This is a genomic window from Streptomyces sodiiphilus (assembly GCF_039529215.1).
Lineage (GTDB): Bacteria > Actinomycetota > Actinomycetes > Streptomycetales > Streptomycetaceae > Streptomyces > Streptomyces sodiiphilus.
In genome coordinates this window covers 111626-127938 of the sequence record NZ_BAAAMJ010000030.1, presented here as the reverse complement: position 1 = coordinate 127938, position 16313 = coordinate 111626, and the positions used below count along the sequence as shown (strand labels likewise).

At 71.7% G+C, this 16313-nt stretch carries 11 protein-coding genes; 8 read left to right on the top strand and 3 right to left on the bottom strand.

Translation table 11 applies throughout. The annotated features are described in order from the left end of the window. Window positions 1–15: 15 nt before the first annotated feature. The 3 genes from ABD299_RS14855 to uvrA all read right to left on the bottom strand — a co-directional run bounded on the left by ABD299_RS14855 (window position 16) and on the right by uvrA (window position 7098). Window positions 16–3501, bottom strand: coding sequence for a phosphodiester glycosidase family protein (locus tag ABD299_RS14855; RefSeq protein ID WP_344262422.1), 3486 nt, complete (start codon window positions 3499–3501; stop codon window positions 16–18). Between the two features lie 145 nt (window positions 3502–3646). Further along, entirely contained in the window at window positions 3647–4033 is a 387-nt protein-coding gene (locus ABD299_RS14850; RefSeq protein ID WP_344262715.1) for a Rieske (2Fe-2S) protein, read from the bottom strand. Window positions 4034–4167: 134 nt separating this feature from the next. Next, a complete protein-coding gene (gene uvrA / locus ABD299_RS14845; protein ID WP_344262420.1) occupies window positions 4168–7098 on the bottom strand; it encodes an excinuclease ABC subunit UvrA in 2931 nt (976 codons plus the stop codon). A gap of 207 nt (window positions 7099–7305) precedes the next feature. On the opposite strand from uvrA, the gene ABD299_RS14840 reads away from it, so the two are divergent. The 8 genes from ABD299_RS14840 to ABD299_RS14805 all read left to right on the top strand — a co-directional run bounded on the left by ABD299_RS14840 (window position 7306) and on the right by ABD299_RS14805 (window position 16310). After that, window positions 7306–7995 carry a maleylpyruvate isomerase family mycothiol-dependent enzyme gene (locus ABD299_RS14840; RefSeq protein WP_344262418.1) on the top strand — a complete coding sequence of 230 codons (690 nt, stop codon included), beginning with the start codon at window positions 7306–7308 and terminating at the stop codon, window positions 7993–7995. 52 nt (window positions 7996–8047) lie between these two features. Continuing rightward, entirely contained in the window at window positions 8048–8704 is a 657-nt protein-coding gene (locus ABD299_RS14835; RefSeq protein ID WP_344262416.1) for an MBL fold metallo-hydrolase, read from the top strand. Window positions 8705–8743: 39 nt separating this feature from the next. After that, window positions 8744–10723 carry an excinuclease ABC subunit UvrC gene (gene uvrC, locus ABD299_RS14830; protein ID WP_344262414.1) on the top strand — a complete coding sequence of 660 codons (1980 nt, stop codon included), beginning with the start codon at window positions 8744–8746 and terminating at the stop codon, window positions 10721–10723. Window positions 10724–10869: 146 nt separating this feature from the next. Beyond that, window positions 10870–11799 carry an RNase adapter RapZ gene (gene rapZ / locus ABD299_RS14825; protein ID WP_344262412.1) on the top strand — a complete coding sequence of 310 codons (930 nt, stop codon included), beginning with the start codon at window positions 10870–10872 and terminating at the stop codon, window positions 11797–11799. Further along, window positions 11799–12845, top strand: coding sequence for a gluconeogenesis factor YvcK family protein (locus tag ABD299_RS14820; protein WP_344262410.1), 1047 nt, complete (start codon window positions 11799–11801; stop codon window positions 12843–12845). The genes rapZ and ABD299_RS14820 overlap by 1 nt, the downstream gene beginning before the upstream one ends. After that, a complete protein-coding gene (gene whiA / locus ABD299_RS14815; protein ID WP_344262408.1) occupies window positions 12836–13813 on the top strand; it encodes a DNA-binding protein WhiA in 978 nt (325 codons plus the stop codon). The genes ABD299_RS14820 and whiA overlap by 10 nt, the downstream gene beginning before the upstream one ends. Before the next feature lie 183 nt (window positions 13814–13996). Continuing rightward, window positions 13997–15001, top strand: a complete 1005-nt coding sequence (gene gap, locus ABD299_RS14810) for a type I glyceraldehyde-3-phosphate dehydrogenase (protein ID WP_344262406.1) — start codon at window positions 13997–13999, stop codon at window positions 14999–15001. Window positions 15002–15089: 88 nt separating this feature from the next. Further along, complete coding sequence (locus ABD299_RS14805) at window positions 15090–16310, top strand: phosphoglycerate kinase (RefSeq protein ID WP_344262404.1); 1221 nt, start codon at window positions 15090–15092, stop codon at window positions 16308–16310. The last annotated feature ends 3 nt before the right edge of the window (window positions 16311–16313 follow it).

The window sequence follows — 16313 nt, the reverse complement described above, 5'->3', positions numbered from 1 at the left end:
CGGGGAGCGGTCCTGTCAGCCCGTCACCTCGATCTCCGCCTGCCGCCGCTCGCCGTTGACCTCCACCGAGAGGGTGACCGTGCCGGCCCGCAGCCCGGTCAGTTCTCCGGCCACCGGGTCGAAGGCGGCCACCCGGCCCCGCCCGGCGGTCTCCGGACTGCCGATGTGCAGCCCTGGCGACCCGGACCAGTCGGCGCTCACCGGGTGGCGTACCGGCACCCGGCGCACGCCGTCCCCGGCCAGTTGCACCAGCACTGCCCCGCCGCTCTCCCGGTCCCCCTTCGCGAGCGAGCCGGGAACCTCCAGGTAGAGCCCGTCCACGTGGGCCCTGGTCTGCACCGTCAGGAAGTCCGGCAGCGGCAGATGGGGGTCTCGCCGGGCCCGGGCCCGTTCCTGCGGGCCGACCCGGTCCACGCCGACCAGCGCCCAGCCGGTGAACCCGCCGTCCTCCGGGGCCGCCGCCGGAGCCTTCCCCGCATCCCCGCCGATGACATACGGCACACCGTCCAGCCGGTAGCCGTCGAAGATCCCGGCATGGGCACCGAGGAAGGCCGCGCCCTTTCCGGTCTCCCGGCGGAAGTCCGACAGCCAGGTCTCCAGCAGCAGCGCCTCCATCCGGTCCGTCAGCCGGCTGGCCGGCTGTGCGGTGGTGTCCCGGGGAGGGACGTGGGCCATCACCACCACCGAGCCGATGCCGGGCTCGGACGCGGCCGCGTCCAGCTGCCGGCGCAGTTCGGTGAACTGGCCGTATCCGCCGCCACGGATGGTCAGGGACGAGGTGTCCAGGGTGACGAACCGGGTTCCCCGGTGGTCGAAGGTCTGCTGCGCGGGGCCGAAGACCTCCTCGAACAGCTCGATGGAGCCTCCCATCACCTCGTGATTGCCGGGGATGTAGCGCCAGGGCAGCTCTCCCAGCTCCTCGGCGAGCATGTCCCGGGCGAATTCCAGGTCCGCCCGGGAACCCTCGTCCACCCAGTCGCCGTTGATCACCACGAAGTCGGGCCCGGCGGCCCGGGCCTCGCGCAGCGTGCGCCGGGCGAGCCGCACGATGTCGCTGTCGGGGGCGCGCGCCACGAACTGCGCGTCGGAGACCACCGCGAAGTTCCAGTCCCGGCCCGCGGCCTGGGCACCGGACCCGATGACAGGGTCGGCGTGGCGTCCCGCGGCGGGCAGTTCCACATCGGGCGGGATCTGCGCCGTCAGGTCGTCGATGACGATCTGCCCCGTGTACTGGGCGTCCGGGCGGGTCTCCGCGATGTAGAGGCGGTGCACCGACAGTGGGTGGGACAGGCCCTCGGGCACCTCGAAAGAGATCTTGCGCCAGCCCTCCCAGTCGATGTGGTCCGAGCGCAGTACCTGATTGACCCCCGAGGCGTCCTTCAGATGAAGAGACGGCCAGGCCCCCATGCCGTCTCCGCGGAGCCACAGCTGGAAGCTCCGGGGGCGCCCCCGGACCGGGATGTCGGCGGGCGGGGCGGCGTAGGCGGCGCGGGTGGCGGTGTCCCGGGAGAAGTCGTACTCCATGCGCAGCGCCGTGCCCGCCCGGCCGTCGTCGGTGGGGGAGAGCGATCCGGCGGCCCGCGCGTGGTCGAAGCGCCAGTCGGCCGCGTCCTCGAAGTCCGCGGTCATGTGCACCTCCAGGCCGGAGGTGACGGCCAGCTCCGTGCTCCGGCCGGACACCGTCACCGTGACCGTGCCGGAGGAGAACTCCTGCCCGGACAGCGCGGTGACGGCGAAGCCGGCTTTCTCGGTGTCCGGGACGATCTCGAACAGGGAACGGTCCCAGTCCAGTTCGACGTCCGCGGGCTCGATGGGGGCGGTGTGCCCGGCGGAGTCGTAACCGAGGATCCCGAAGGTCCCCGTGGAGCCCCGGTCGGCCAGCCCGACCCGGCGCACGGTCGGGGAGATCCGCTCCAGCTCTCCCAGCACGGTGAGTTCCGTGCCGCCGTGCGCCGGCCCCTGCACGGCACGCACCTCGGTGGTGCCCGGGGAGATCGCGGTGAAGACGCCGTCGGCGTTCACCCTGCCGACCCGGGGCGACTTCGACTCCCAGACGGGGTCGGCCGGTGCGGGGCCGTAGGTCTCGTCGTGACCGGCCGCCGTGAGCTGCCGGGTGAGCCCGGGGAAGACTCTGTCGGGCCGTCCACCGGGCATGGCCGAGGCGGTCGGCGCGGTCTCGGGCCTGGCCGCGGTGCGCACGTGGAAGCCGGTGACATTGCCGCTGCCGAGCGGTGCGGTCAGCGCCAGGCCGTTGGGGACCTCCCGTTCGGCGCCGTCGGAGGGACTGTTCACCAGCCGCGGCTCACTGCCGCCCGGTTCCCTGGCCAACAGGGTGGTCGACCCCCCGCCGTCGAGGTTCAGCGCGCTGTGCGCCCCCAGGCCGGCCATCAGGACGGCCAGTTCGGTGAGCGTCGTCCCGCCGGAGTGCGTCTGCCGGCCGTCCACCGTCAGGACGTGCATCTCCAGCCCGTCCGCGGAGAAGCCCACCGCGGTGCGGGGCGCGGTCGCGTTGTTCGGCCGGCCCTCCCAGTTCTGCGGCTCGCCGTCCATCACCAGCACGCCGTTGCCGCCGACGGCGGTGCGGGGCACCTCGCTGCCGTCGGCGGTACGCGGCGCGTACTCGATGTCCAGCCGGTCCCCCGGGGTGAGGGCTGCCAGAGTCACGGCTCCCGCCTCCCGGCCCAGCAGCACAGCCGTGCCCGCCGGGATCTCCCCGCTCCCCGCCTTGCCGGCGACCGAGATCACCGTGCCGTCCTCCACCATCACTTCGGTGATCTCGGTGCTGCCCGACACCGGCAGTGCCCGGTCGGCCGTTCCCCACTGGGGGGTGTACAGCCCGATGCCGCCGGCCGGCACCCGGACGGCGTTGTAGACATCCAGGACCTCGCGGCCGCCGTCCGGCAGGGTCAGCGTGCCGTCGAAATAGAGGTCCAGGATCCGGCCCGCGCTGTCCGGCCCGAAGCCGACGGCCGCCGTGCGCCCCTGGGACGCGGAGTGGGTGAGCACGCCTTCGCGCACCCCCGGACCGATGGGCGCCTTGGTGCCGTTGATGTCGAAGAAGTCGGCGTTGATCGCCGCGACGGTACTGCGGCCCTCCCCGGGGTCGTGAGCGGCGGCGAGAGCACTGACGGGCAGGGCGTTCGCGACGGTCCCGGAGTGCAGATAGTCGACCTGAGTGCCTCCGGTGAGGTCCACGCTCAGTGCCTGCGCGGCGAGCCACTTGTCCGACTCGAGCCGCTGATAGGTCGTGAGCGTCGTGCCCGGCGCCACGGGTTCCTCCGTGCGCCACAGGTCCATTCCGTCGCCGTGCGCGATGCCGCTGGGCAGGACAGGCGGGTCGAGCAGTGGGTCGGTCACGGGGTCGCCGGGGGCGACCGGGGGCGGAGCGGGCGGAGCCGCGACGCCCGCGGGGACGAGCAGGCCGAGCGTCAGCGCCGCCGTGGCACCCGCCGCGGTCAGCGGCCGGATCCACCACCTCTTGCTCCGTGTGATGCCTGGCACCGGACCTCCCTGGAGACAGCAGTGGATGCACTGTGTGCACACCCAACCGCACAGCGTGGCAAGGAGTGGGTGTTCCGCACCAGAGGGTGGCGGCGAATTTCCCGAGAACAACCCCGTCGGGCAGTCGGGTGTGAGGGCGTTCCGGTCAGGCGGCCGGACCTGCCGTCAGCGCTCCGTCATCCGTGCCGACGGCCAGGGGCGGCAGCGGGTCGGTCGCGGGCCCCTGAAGCACCTGGCCGGTGGCGAGATCGAATCTGCTGCCGTGGCAGCCGCAGTCCCCCGTCAGCTCCCGCAGACGGCTGAGTACGCAGCCACCGTGAGTGCACACCGCGCTGAACGCCCGGAAGTCGCCCTCGGAGGGCTGGGAGACCAGCACCCGCTGCACCGGATAGAGCCGGGCGCCGCCGACTGGCACGGCGTCCGGGGAGCCGAGGTCCAGTGGCTTGTCGGGGAGATCGGGCTTGGCCGGGTCCCGGCGCTCGCAGCCGGTCAGGGCCGCGGCCCCGGCCGGAGCCAGGGCCGCGGCGAGCAGGACTGCCCGGCGGCTGCTCGCCGGGGGGCCGGCGGAGGGGGCGCTGGCGGCGGGGCCGGGGCAGGCGGATCGGGGCGAGGTGTCGTGCTGGGCCACGTTCCGCACTGTACGTGAGCCCCCGGGGCGGTCGGCGCTCACCCCTTGGAGCCGGCGCCGGCCCGCGCCGAGCGCTTCGTCCGGCCGGTACCGCCGTTTCCGGGGAGGGATGGGGAAGCGTCGCTCACCCGGTCGCCGAGGATCTCCCGCAGGAACTTGCCGGTGTGGCTGGCCGGCACCGCCGCGACCTGTTCGGGGGTTCCCTCGGCGACCACCAGGCCACCGCCGTGGCCGCCTTCCGGGCCCATGTCGACCACCCAGTCCGCCGTCTTGATGACGTCCAGGTTGTGCTCGATGACGATCACCGAATTGCCCTTGTCGACCAGATCGGAGAGCACCGAGATCAGCTTCCGGATGTCCTCGAAGTGCAGGCCCGTCGTCGGCTCGTCCAGCACGTAGACCGTCCGGCCGGTCGAGCGCTTCTGCAGCTCCGAGGCGAGCTTGACGCGCTGCGCCTCGCCTCCGGAGAGGGTGGGCGCGGGCTGGCCCAGGCGCACATACCCCAGGCCCACGTCGTTGAGCGTGCGCAGGTGGCGTGCGATGGCCGGGACGGCCTGGAAGAAGTCCAGCGCCTCCTCGATGGGCATGTCCAGCACCTCGGAGATGGACTTGCCCTTGTAGTGCACCTCCAGGGTTTCGCGGTTGTAGCGGGCGCCGTGGCAGACCTCGCAGGGCACGTAGACGTCGGGCAGGAAGTTCATCTCGATCTTGATGGTGCCGTCGCCGGAGCAGTTCTCGCAGCGGCCGCCCTTGACGTTGAAGGAGAACCGGCCCGGCAGGTAGCCGCGGACCTTCGCCTCGGTGGTCTCCGCGAACAGCCGGCGGACGTGGTCGAAGACGCCCGTGTAGGTGGCCGGATTCGACCGGGGGGTACGCCCGATGGGGGACTGGTCGACATGCACGACCTTGTCCACCAGGTCGTCGCCCGTGACCTTTCGGTGACGGCCGGGAACCGACCTGGCGTTGTTCAGCTCGCGCGCCAGATGGGTGTAGAGGATGTCGTTGACCAGCGTCGACTTACCCGACCCGGAGACGCCGGTCACGGCCGTCAGCACGCCGAGCGGGAAGCTGACGTCGATGCCCCGCAGATTGTGCTCCCGGGCACCGTGCACGGTCAGCTGCCGCTTGCGGTCCACCGGACGCCGGGTGTCCGGGGTGGGGATCTGCCGCCGGCCGGACAGGTACTGCCCGGTCATCGACTCCTCGTTGGCCAGCAGCTCCTTCAGCGGGCCGCTGTGCACGACCTTCCCGCCGTGCTCGCCGGCGCCCGGGCCGATGTCCACCACCCAGTCCGAGGTCTTGATGGTGTCCTCGTCGTGCTCGACGACGATCAGGGTGTTGCCCAGGTCGCGCAGCCGGACGAGGGTCTCGATCAGCCGGTGGTTGTCGCGCTGGTGCAGGCCGATCGAGGGTTCGTCCAGCACGTACAGGACACCGACCAGCCCCGAGCCGATCTGGGTGGCCAGCCTGATCCGCTGGGCCTCGCCGCCGGAGAGCGAACCCGCCGCCCGGTTCAGCGAGAGGTAGTCCAGGCCGACGTCGACGAGGAAGCGGAGCCGTTCGTTGACCTCCTTCAGCACCCGCTCGGCGATGGTCTTCTCGCGTGCTGTCAGCTCCATGTCCCGCAGGAACTCGGCGCACTCGCTGATGGACATGGCCGAGACATCGGCGATGGACCGGCCCTTGACCGTCACCGCCAGGACGATCGGCTTCAGGCGCGTGCCGTGGCAGGCCGGGCAGGGGATCTCCCGCATGTACCCCTCGAAGCGCTCCCGGCTGGAATCCGTCTCGGACTCCGCGTGCCGCCGGCGGACGAACGGGACCACGCCCTCGAACGCCGTGGTGTAGGCCCGCTCCCGGCCGTGGCGGTTCTCGTAGCGCACCTCGATCCGGGTGCGGTGGCCGTGCAGCAGGGCCTTGCGGGCGCGCTGCGGCAGCCCGGCCCAGGGGATGTCGGTGCGGAAGCCCAGTGCCTCGGCCAGGGCGTCGATCAGGTGGTTGAAGTACCCCTTGGTGTGCCCGTGCGACCACGGATGCAGGGCGCCTTCCTCCAGGGTCTTCTCCGGGTCGGGGACGATCAGGTCCGGGTCCACCTCCATCCGGCTGCCCAGGCCGGAGCACTCCGGACACGCACCGAAGGGGGAGTTGAACGAGAACGAGCGCGGCTCCAGCTCCTCGAAGGAGAGGTCGTCGTAGGGGCAGTAGAGGTGCTCCGAGTACATCCGCTCGCGCTGCGGGTCGTCCGCGGGCAGGTCGACGAAGTCGAGTACCACCATGCCGCCGGACAGCTCCAGGGCCGTTTCCACCGAGTCGGTCAGCCGCCGCTTGGCGCTCTCCTTGACCGTGAGACGGTCCACCACCACCTCGATGGTGTGCTTCTCCTGCTTCTTCAGCTTCGGCGGATCGCTGAGCTGGACCGTGGCGCCGTCCACCCGGGCCCGGCTGTATCCCTTGGTCTGGAGCTCGGAGAACAGGTCGGCGAATTCGCCCTTGCGCTCGCGCACCAGCGGGGAGAGCACCTGGAAGCGGCTGCCCTCGGCCAGCCCGAGGACCTTGTCCACGATCGCCTGCGGGGACTGCCGGGCGATGGGCCGCGAGCACTGCGGGCAGTGCGGCTTGCCGATGCGGGCGAAGAGCAGCCTGAGGTAGTCGTAGACCTCGGTGATGGTGCCGACCGTCGAGCGGGGGTTGCGCGAGGTGGACTTCTGGTCGATGGAGACGGCAGGGGACAGCCCCTCGATGAAGTCGACATCGGGCTTGTCCATCTGGCCGAGGAACTGTCGCGCGTAGGCGGACAGCGACTCCACGTACCGGCGCTGGCCCTCGGCGAAGATGGTGTCGAACGCCAGCGAGGACTTGCCCGAACCGGAGAGACCGGTGAAGACGATCAGGGAATCCCGGGGCAGATCCAGGGAGACGTTCTTGAGATTGTGCTCGCGAGCGCCACGAACGATGAGTCGGTCGGCCACGCCGGATGGCACCTTTCCTGTGAAGAGCTGGCCGCCCGCGTCAGATGCGGGGGCCTGGTTCCAGGGTATGGGCGGCCTCTGACAATCGTCTCCGGAACGCCTGACGGGAGCCGGGCCGCGGGGACCGGAGTCTATCGCACATGAGTTCGATTGGCGGCCGCCTCCGTGTACTTCACCGCGGCCGGAGGCCCGGGATAGCGTGTGATCATGACTCGACCCGCAGCTGATCTCACCGCGCTCCAGGACGCCACGGACCGGTTCCTGGTCACCGCCGGCACGCTGGACGACGCGGCGGTGGAACGGCCCTCCCGGCTGCCGGGCTGGACCCGGGGCCATGTCCTGGCGCATCTGGCACGCAACGCCGACGCGCTGGTGAACGTGCTGGCCGGACGGCCCATGTACGCCAGTGCCGAGGCCCGCGACGCCGACATCGAGCGCGGGGCCGGGCGGCCGGTCGCCGATCACCTCGCCGACGTACGTGAGAGCGCCGCCCGCCTGGCCGGTGCCGCCGCCGCGCTGACCGAGGAGCAGTGGGACGCCACGGTGGAGCTGCGCAACGGTGTCACCGACCTCGCCTCCGCCATCCCCTTCCGCCGCTGGGTCGAGGTCGAGCTGCACCATGTCGATCTCGATGCCGGTCACACGCTCGACGACCTGCCCGGAGCCTTCACCGACGGTGCCGTCCCGTACCTGGCCCGGCGCTTCGCCGGCCACCCGGAACTCCCGCCGCTGCGCCTGACGGCCGAGGACGGCCGCACCTGGAGCAGCGGCGGATCCGAGGGCGAGCCGGTCCACGTCTCCGGTTCACCGCAGGCGCTCACCGGCTGGCTGTCGGGCCGTACCGGCGGCGGAGGGCTCACCGCCTCCGGTCCGCTGCCCGCGCTCCCGGCCCTGTGAGCGGCCCCGGCCGTACCCGCACCTTCCCCCCATCCTCTGAGAGACTGGATTCATGCCCTACACCGGAAGAGTCACGGTGGGCGGCCCGGCGGACGTCCACGAGCTGACCGATCTGATCATCTCCAAGGTTGCCGTGGGCCCCATGGAGAACAACGCCTACCTGCTGCGTTGCCGGGACACCGGTGAGCAGTTGCTCATCGACGCCGCGGCCGAGGCCGGCACTCTGCTGAGGCTGATCGGTGACGACGGTGTCGGCTCAGTCGTCACCACTCACCGGCACGGCGATCACTGGCAGGCGCTGGACACCGTGGTGCGCGCCACGGGCGCCCGCACCTACGCCGGACGGGAGGACGTCGACGGCATCCCCGTGGCCACGGACGTTCCGCTGTCGGACGGGGATACGGTCCCGGTCGGCAACACCCGGCTGACCGTCCGGCACCTGGCCGGCCACACGCCCGGTTCCATCGCCCTGATCTACGACGACCCACGGGGGCATCCGCACGTCTTCACCGGGGACAGCCTCTTCCCCGGAGGGGTGGGGAACACCCAGGGTGACAAGCAGGCGTTCGAGAGCCTGCTGCACGATGTGCGGACCAAGTTCTTCGACCGCCTTCCGGACGAGACCTGGGTCTACCCCGGGCACGGTGCCGACACCACCCTGGGCGACGAGCGTCCTCACCTGGAGGAGTGGCGGGAACGGGGCTGGTAGCGGGCCGGGTTGTCGGCCCCCGGAAGTAGGGTGGCGGCCATGGCCGACCCCTCCAGCTACCGTCCGAGGCCGGGCGAGATTCCCGACTCGCCGGGTGTCTACCGCTTCCGGGACGACCACCGCCGGGTGATCTACGTCGGAAAGGCGAAGAGCCTGCGGCAGCGGCTGTCGTCCTACTTCCAGGACCTCGCCGGCCTCCACCCGCGCACCGCCACCATGGTGACCACCGCCGCCTCCGTGGAGTGGACGGTGGTCTCCACGGAGGTCGAGGCGCTCCAGCTGGAGTACTCCTGGATCAAGGAGTACGAGCCGCGCTTCAACGTCAAATACCGCGACGACAAGAGCTACCCGTCGCTGGCCGTCACCATGAACGAGGAGATCCCCCGGGTCCAGGTGATGCGCGGGCCGAAGCGCAGGGGCGTGCGGTACTTCGGCCCGTACGCGCACGCCTGGGCCATCCGCGAGACCGTGGACCTGCTGCTGCGGGTCTTCCCGGTCCGCACCTGCTCGGCCGGGGTCTTCAAGCGCGCCAGGCAGGTGGGCAGGCCCTGCCTGCTGGGGTACATCGACAAGTGCTCCGCCCCGTGCACCGGCCGCATCAGCCCCGAGGACCACCGGGCCCTGGCCGAGGAGTTCTGCGACTTCATGGCCGGGCGCACGGGCGCCTATCTGCGCCGGCTGGAAGAGCGCATGCGCCAGGCGGCAGAGGACATGGAGTACGAGCGGGCCGCCCGCCTGCGCGACGACATCGAGGCGCTGCGGAGCGCCATGGAGAAGAACGCCGTCGTGCTGAGCGACGCCACCGACGCCGATCTGATCGCCGTCGCCGAGGACGACCTCGAGGCCGCGGTACAGATCTTCCACGTCCGCGGCGGCCGGGTACGGGGCCAGCGCGGCTGGATCACCGACCGCGTCGAGAACCTGGACACCGCCGGGCTCGTCGAACACGCCCTGCAGCAGCTCTACGGCGACGAGAGCGGCGACACGGTCCCCAGGGAGGTCCTGGTGCCCGCCGTTCCCGATCCCGCCGAGCCGGTCGTCGCCTGGCTCACCGAGCGCCGCGGGGCCGGGGTCAGCCTGCGGATACCGCAGCGTGGCGACAAGAAGGACCTCATGGCGACGGTCCGGCGCAACGCGAGCCACGCCCTGGCCCTGCACAAGACCAAGCGCGCCTCCGATCTGACCACTCGCTCCCGTGCGCTGGAGGAGATCGCCGAGGCGCTCGGACTGGACTCCGCGCCGCTGCGCATCGAGTGCTTCGACATCTCCCACCTGCAGGGCGAGGACGTCGTCGGCTCCATGGTCGTCCTGGAGGACGGGCTGGCCCGCAAGAGCGAGTACCGGCGCTTCCAGATCAAGGGCTTCACCGGGCAGGACGACGTCCGCGCCATGCACGAGGTCGTCTCCCGCCGCTTCTCCCGCTACCTGCGGGAGAAGGAGCGCACCGGGGAGTGGGCGGGGCAGGAGCCGGACGCCCCGCGGGGCGGGGGCGTCGCACCCCGCGAGGAGGACGGCAGGCCCAAGCGCTTCGCCTACCCGCCGCAGCTCGTGGTGGTCGACGGCGGCGCCCCGCAGGTGGCGGCCGCCCGCCGGGCGATGGACGAGCTCGGTATCGATGACGTCGCCGTCTGCGGACTGGCCAAGCGCCTGGAGGAGGTCTGGCTGGCGGGGGAGCCCGACCCGGTGATCCTGCCGCGCAGCAGCGAGGCCCTCTACCTCCTGCAGCGCGCCCGCGACGAGGCCCACCGGTTCGCCATCCGCTACCAGCGCGGCAAGCGCTCACGCGCCCTGCGCACCGGGCCGCTGGACACGGTGCCCGGCCTCGGTGAGACCCGCAGGAAGGCCCTGCTGAAACACTTCGGCTCCCTGAAGCGGCTGCGCGCCGCCACCGTCGAGGAGATCTGCGAGGTCCCCGGAGTGGGCCGCCGCACCGCCGAGGCGGTCGCGGCGTCGCTGGCCGCCGACGCACCGGCCGGCCCGGCGGTCAACACCGCGACCGGTGAGATCATCGAGAATTGACAGCGGGCGCCGGGCCCCGGGAAACCGGGCCGGCACCCATACGACCAGGTCCGGCACGTCACGGCCCCGGCTCCGGCAGCCGCAGGGCCGGTGAGGACCGCCACGTTCGTCCGGCCGACAGCGGGGGAGAAGACACCATGAGCGCCATGACCGAACCGACCAGACACGGAGAACAGCAGGTGGACATCACCGCGGCGAACGGCGAGGACCTGGGCCCCACACCCGAGCTGGTGATCATCTCCGGGATGTCGGGGGCGGGGCGCAGCACCGCCGCCAAGTGCCTGGAGGACCTCGGCTGGTTCGTGGTGGACAACCTTCCGCCCGCCCTGATCCCCACCATGGTCGATCTCGGGGCCCGCTCGCAGGGCAACGTCGCCCGGATCGCGGTGGTCGTCGACGTCCGCGGCCGCGGCTTCTTCGACACCCTCCGCGAGTCGCTGGCCGATCTCGAAGCCCACTCCGTCACCCGTCGTGTGGTCTTCCTGGAGGCCTCCGACAACGCCCTGGTGCAGCGCTTCGAATCGGTCCGGCGCCCGCACCCGCTGCAGGGGGACGGCCGGATCGTGGACGGCATCGCGGCCGAACGCGACCTGCTGCGCGAGCTGCGCGGCGACGCGGACCTGGTCATCGACACCTCCAGCCTCAACGTGCACGAGCTGCGCGCGAAGATGAACGCCCACTTCACCGGTGAGGACGAGCCGGAGCTGCGGGCCACGGTGATGTCCTTCGGGTACAAGTACGGCCTGCCGGTGGACGCCGACCACGTGGTCGACTGCCGTTTCCTGCCCAACCCGCACTGGGTGCCCGAGCTGCGCCCGCACACCGGCACCAGCGAGGAGGTCGCCGGGTACGTCTTCGACCAGCCGGGCGCCAAGGAGTTCCTGGACCGCTACGCCGAACTCCTCCAGCTCGTCGCCGCCGGTTACCGCAGGGAGGGCAAGCGGTACGCCACCGTGGCGGTCGGCTGCACCGGCGGCAAGCACCGCAGTGTGGCGATGTCCGAGCGGCTGGCCCGCCGGCTCTCCGACGCCGGGGTGGAAACCACGGTCGTGCACCGGGACATGGGACGCGAATAATGCCCCGCAAGGCCGCCCGGCAGGTCCGGACCGGCAACCGCACCGCACGAACCCCCCGCCGCCTGCGCACCGGGCGGCGGGGGGCCCAGCCGAAGGTCGTCGCCCTCGGCGGGGGAATGGGGCTGTCCGCGTCGCTGACCGCGCTGCGCCGCATCACCGGGGACCTGACGGCGGTGGTCACGGTCGCCGACGACGGTGGCTCCAGCGGGCGTCTGCGCAGCGAGCTGGGGGTGCTGCCGCCGGGCGACCTGCGCAAGGCGCTGGCCGCGCTGTGCGGCGACGACGAGTGGGGCCGCACCTGGGAGCGGGTGGTGCAGCACCGCTTCATCAGTGAGGGCGAGCTGCACGGTCACGCGGTGGGCAACCTGCTCATCGTCGCCCTGTGGGAGCAGATGGAGGACCCGGTCAAGGCTCTCGATCTGGTCGGGATGCTGCTCGGGGCGCACGGCAGGGTGCTGCCCATGTCGGCGGTACCGCTGGAGCTGGAGGCGCTGGTGCGCGGCCACGACCCGGCGCGGCCGCGGGAGATGAGCACCGTGCGCGGTCAGGCCACCGTCGCCCTCACGCCCGGGGAGGTCCACGAGGTCCGGCTGCTGCCGGCCGATCCGCCCGCGGTGCCCGAGGCGGTGGCCGCGGTCCGCGACGCGGACTGGGTGGTGCTCGGCCCCGGCTCCTGGTTCTCCTCGGTGATCCCGCACCTGCTGGTCCCCGGGCTGCTGGAGGCGCTCACCGAGACCAGGGCCCGGCGGGTGCTCTCGCTCAATCTCGCGCCCCAGCGGGGGGAAACAGATGGCTTCTCCCCGCAGCGTCATGTGGAGGTTTTGGTACAACACGCGCCTAAACTCACCTTCGACGTGGTACTGGCCGACCAGGCCGCCGTCCCCGACCGGCCGAGTCTGTGCCGGGCCGCCGAACGGCTCGGGGCGGAGGTCCAGCTGGCTCCGGTCGCGGCTTCGGACGGCTCCCCCCGGCACGACCCGGAGCTGCTGGCCGCCGCGTACGACCGTATTTTTCGGATGCATGGAAGGATCGGCCCATGGCGATGACGGCTGCGGTGAAGGACGAGATCTCGCGGCTCCCCGTCACCCGCACCTGCTGCCGCAAGTCGGAGGTGTCGTCGATCCTGCGGTTCGCGGGCGGCCTGCACCTGGTCAGCGGGCGGATCGTGATCGAGGCGGAGCTCGACACGGGGATCGCCGCGCGGCGATTGCGGCGCGACATCCTGGAGATCTTCGGTCACTCCTCGGACCTGGTGGTGATGGCTCCCGGAGGGCTGCGCCGCGGCAGCCGGTATGTGGTGCGAGTGGTCGCCGGCGGCGACCAGCTGGCCCGGCAGACCGGCCTGGTCGACAGCCGCGGACGCCCCATCCGCGGGTTGCCCCCGCAGGTCGTCTCCGGTGCCACCTGCGACGCCGAGTCGGCCTGGCGCGGTGCCTTCCTGGCGCACGGTTCGCTCACGGAGCCGGGCCGCTCCTCCTCCCTGGAGGTGACCTGCCCCGGGCCGGAGGCCGCCCTGGCGCTGGTCGGCGCCGCCCGGCGCCTGCAGATCGGAGCCAAGGCCCGCGAGGTGCGCAACGTCGACCGGGTCGTGGTGCGCGACGGCGACGCGATCGGCGCGCTGCTGACCCGCCTCGGTGCCCACGAGGCGGTACTGGCCTGGGAGGAGCGCCGGATGCGCCGCGAGGTGCGCGCCACCGCGAACCGGCTGGCGAACTTCGACGACGCCAACCTGCGCCGCTCGGCCCGTGCGGCGGTGGCGGCCGGAGCCCGGGTGCAACGGGCGCTGGAGATCCTCGGCGAGGACGTGCCCGACCACCTGGCGGCCGCCGGCCGGCTGAGGATGGAGCACAAGCAGGCGTCGCTGGAGGAGCTGGGGACCCTCGCCGATCCGCCGCTGACCAAGGACGCGGTCGCCGGCCGGATCCGGCGTCTGCTGGCGATGGCGGACAAGCGGGCCCAGGACCTGGGAATCCCGGGGACGGAGTCCACCCTCACCGAGGAGATGGTGGGCTGACGCGGGGCCGCGGGTACCGGGGTACCGCCCGGGTACCCGCACGGCCCCGGCGAGCGGTGCCACACCGGGCCACTGCCGGTGTCACCCCCGGCACGCGGGCGCGATAGGGTCGTAAGTGGTCGGGGACATCCCATACAGCATCGCCGGTGTCCGCAACCGGCGTACCAACGAGGAGATCGGTTCGTGACGATCCGCGTAGGCATCAACGGCTTTGGCCGCATCGGTCGCAACTATTTCCGCGCACTCCTTGAGCAGGGAGCGGATGTCGAGATCGTCGGTGTCAACGACCTGACCGACAACGCGACCCTGGTTCACCTGCTGAAGTACGACAGCATCCTTGGCCGCCTCAAGGAAGAGGTCAGCCACACCGACGACACCATCACGGTCGGCAGCCAGACCTTCAGGACGCTCTCCGAGCGTGACCCGGCGGCGCTGCCGTGGGGCGAGCTGGGTGCCGACATCGTCATCGAGTCCACCGGCATCTTCACCAAGCGCGAGGACGCCGCCAAGCACCTGGCCGCCGGGGCCAAGAAGGTCCTCATCTCCGCGCCCGCCAAGAACGAGGACCTCACGGTCGTCATGGGCGTCAACCACGAGGACTACGACCCGGCGCAGCACCACGTCATCTCCAACGCCTCGTGCACCACCAACTGCGTGGCGCCCATGGCCAAGGTCCTGGACGAGAACTTCGGGATCGTCAAGGGCATGATGACCACGGTGCACGCGTACACCAACGACCAGCGCATCCTGGACTTCCCGCACAAGGATCTGCGTCGCGCCCGCGCTGCCGCGGTCAACATCATCCCGACCTCCACCGGTGCCGCCAAGGCCACCGCCCTGGTACTGCCGCAGCTCAAGGGCAAGCTGGACGGCATCGCCATGCGCGTGCCGGTTCCGACCGGCTCGGTCACCGACCTGGTCGTCGAGCTCAGCCGCGAGGTCACTCGCGACGAGGTCAACGCGGCCTTCCAGAAGGCCGCCGAGGGTCAGCTGAAGGGCGTGCTGGAGTACACCGAGGACGCCCTGGTCTCCTCGGACATCGTCAACTGGCCGGCCTCCTGCACCCTGGACTCCCAGCTCACCATGGCCCAGGGCAAGCAGGTCAAGATCGTGGGCTGGTACGACAATGAGTGGGGCTACTCCCACCGCCTGGTCGACCTGACCGTCTACGTCGGCGGCCGGCTCTGAGCACCTGAGCCACCACGATGGAACAGACAGGGCTCGTGCGCGCAGCACGAGCCCTGTCTCGTGCCGCAACCGAGGAGTTCACAGCCCCATGAAGACGATCGATGCCTTGATCGGGGACGGGGTCGCCGGCCGGCGGGTCTTCGTCCGCGCCGACCTCAACGTCCCGCTGGCAGACGGGACCATCACCGACGACGGCCGCATCCGCGCCGCCGTACCGACCATCGCGCGGCTCGCCGAGGCGGGCGCCCGTGTGGTGGTCGCCTCCCACCTGGGCCGCCCCAAGGGCGTGCCGGACCCGGCCTTCTCGCTGATGCCGGTCTCCCAGCGGCTCGGCGACCTGCTGGGAGACCGTGCCAAGGATGTCTCCTTCGCCGGTGACACCGCCGGAGAGGGCGCCCGCACCACCGTCGCCGCACTGGGCGACGGCGAGGTGGTCCTGCTGGAGAATCTCCGGTTCCACCCGGGGGAGACCAGCAAGGACGACGCCGAGCGCGGCGCCTTCGCCGACGCGCTGGCCGGACTGGCCGACCTCTACGTCGGCGACGGATTCGGTGCCGTGCACCGCAAGCACGCCTCCGTCTACGACCTCCCGGCCCGGCTGCCGCATGCCGCCGGCGGCCTGATCGCCACCGAGGTCGGCGTGCTGCGCAAGCTCACCGAGAACGTCAGCCGCCCCTATGCCGTGGTGCTGGGCGGTGCCAAGGTCTCCGACAAGCTCGGGGTCATCGACCACCTGCTGGAGAAGGCCGACCGCATCCTGATCGGCGGCGGCATGGCCTACACCTTCCTCGCGGCCCAGGGGCACGAAATCGGTGACTCCCTGGTCCAGCAGGACCAGATCCCGGCCGTCCGGGACTACCTGCGCCGGGCCGAGGAGCGCGGCGTGGAGTTCGTCCTGCCGGTGGACGTGCTGACCTCGGGGCAGTTCCCCGACCTGTCGGCCGGTGAGCCCACCGACCCCGCTACCGTCCCCGCCCATGCCATCCCGGCCGGGACGATGGGCCTCGACATCGGGCCGAGGACCCGTCAGCTCTACGCCGCGAAGCTCGCGGACGCGGCGACGGTCTTCTGGAACGGCCCGATGGGGGTCTTCGAGCACCCCGACTACGCCGAGGGCACCAAGGCCGTTGCCCAGGCCCTGCTGGACAGCCCGGCCTTCACGGTGGTCGGCGGCGGCGACTCCGCGGCCGCCGTGCGGCTCCTGGGCTTCGACGAGAACGCGTTCGGCCACATCTCTACCGGAGGCGGCGCCAGCCTCGAGTACCTCGAAGGCAAGACGCTCCCCGGCCTCGCCGCACTGGAGGACTGACCC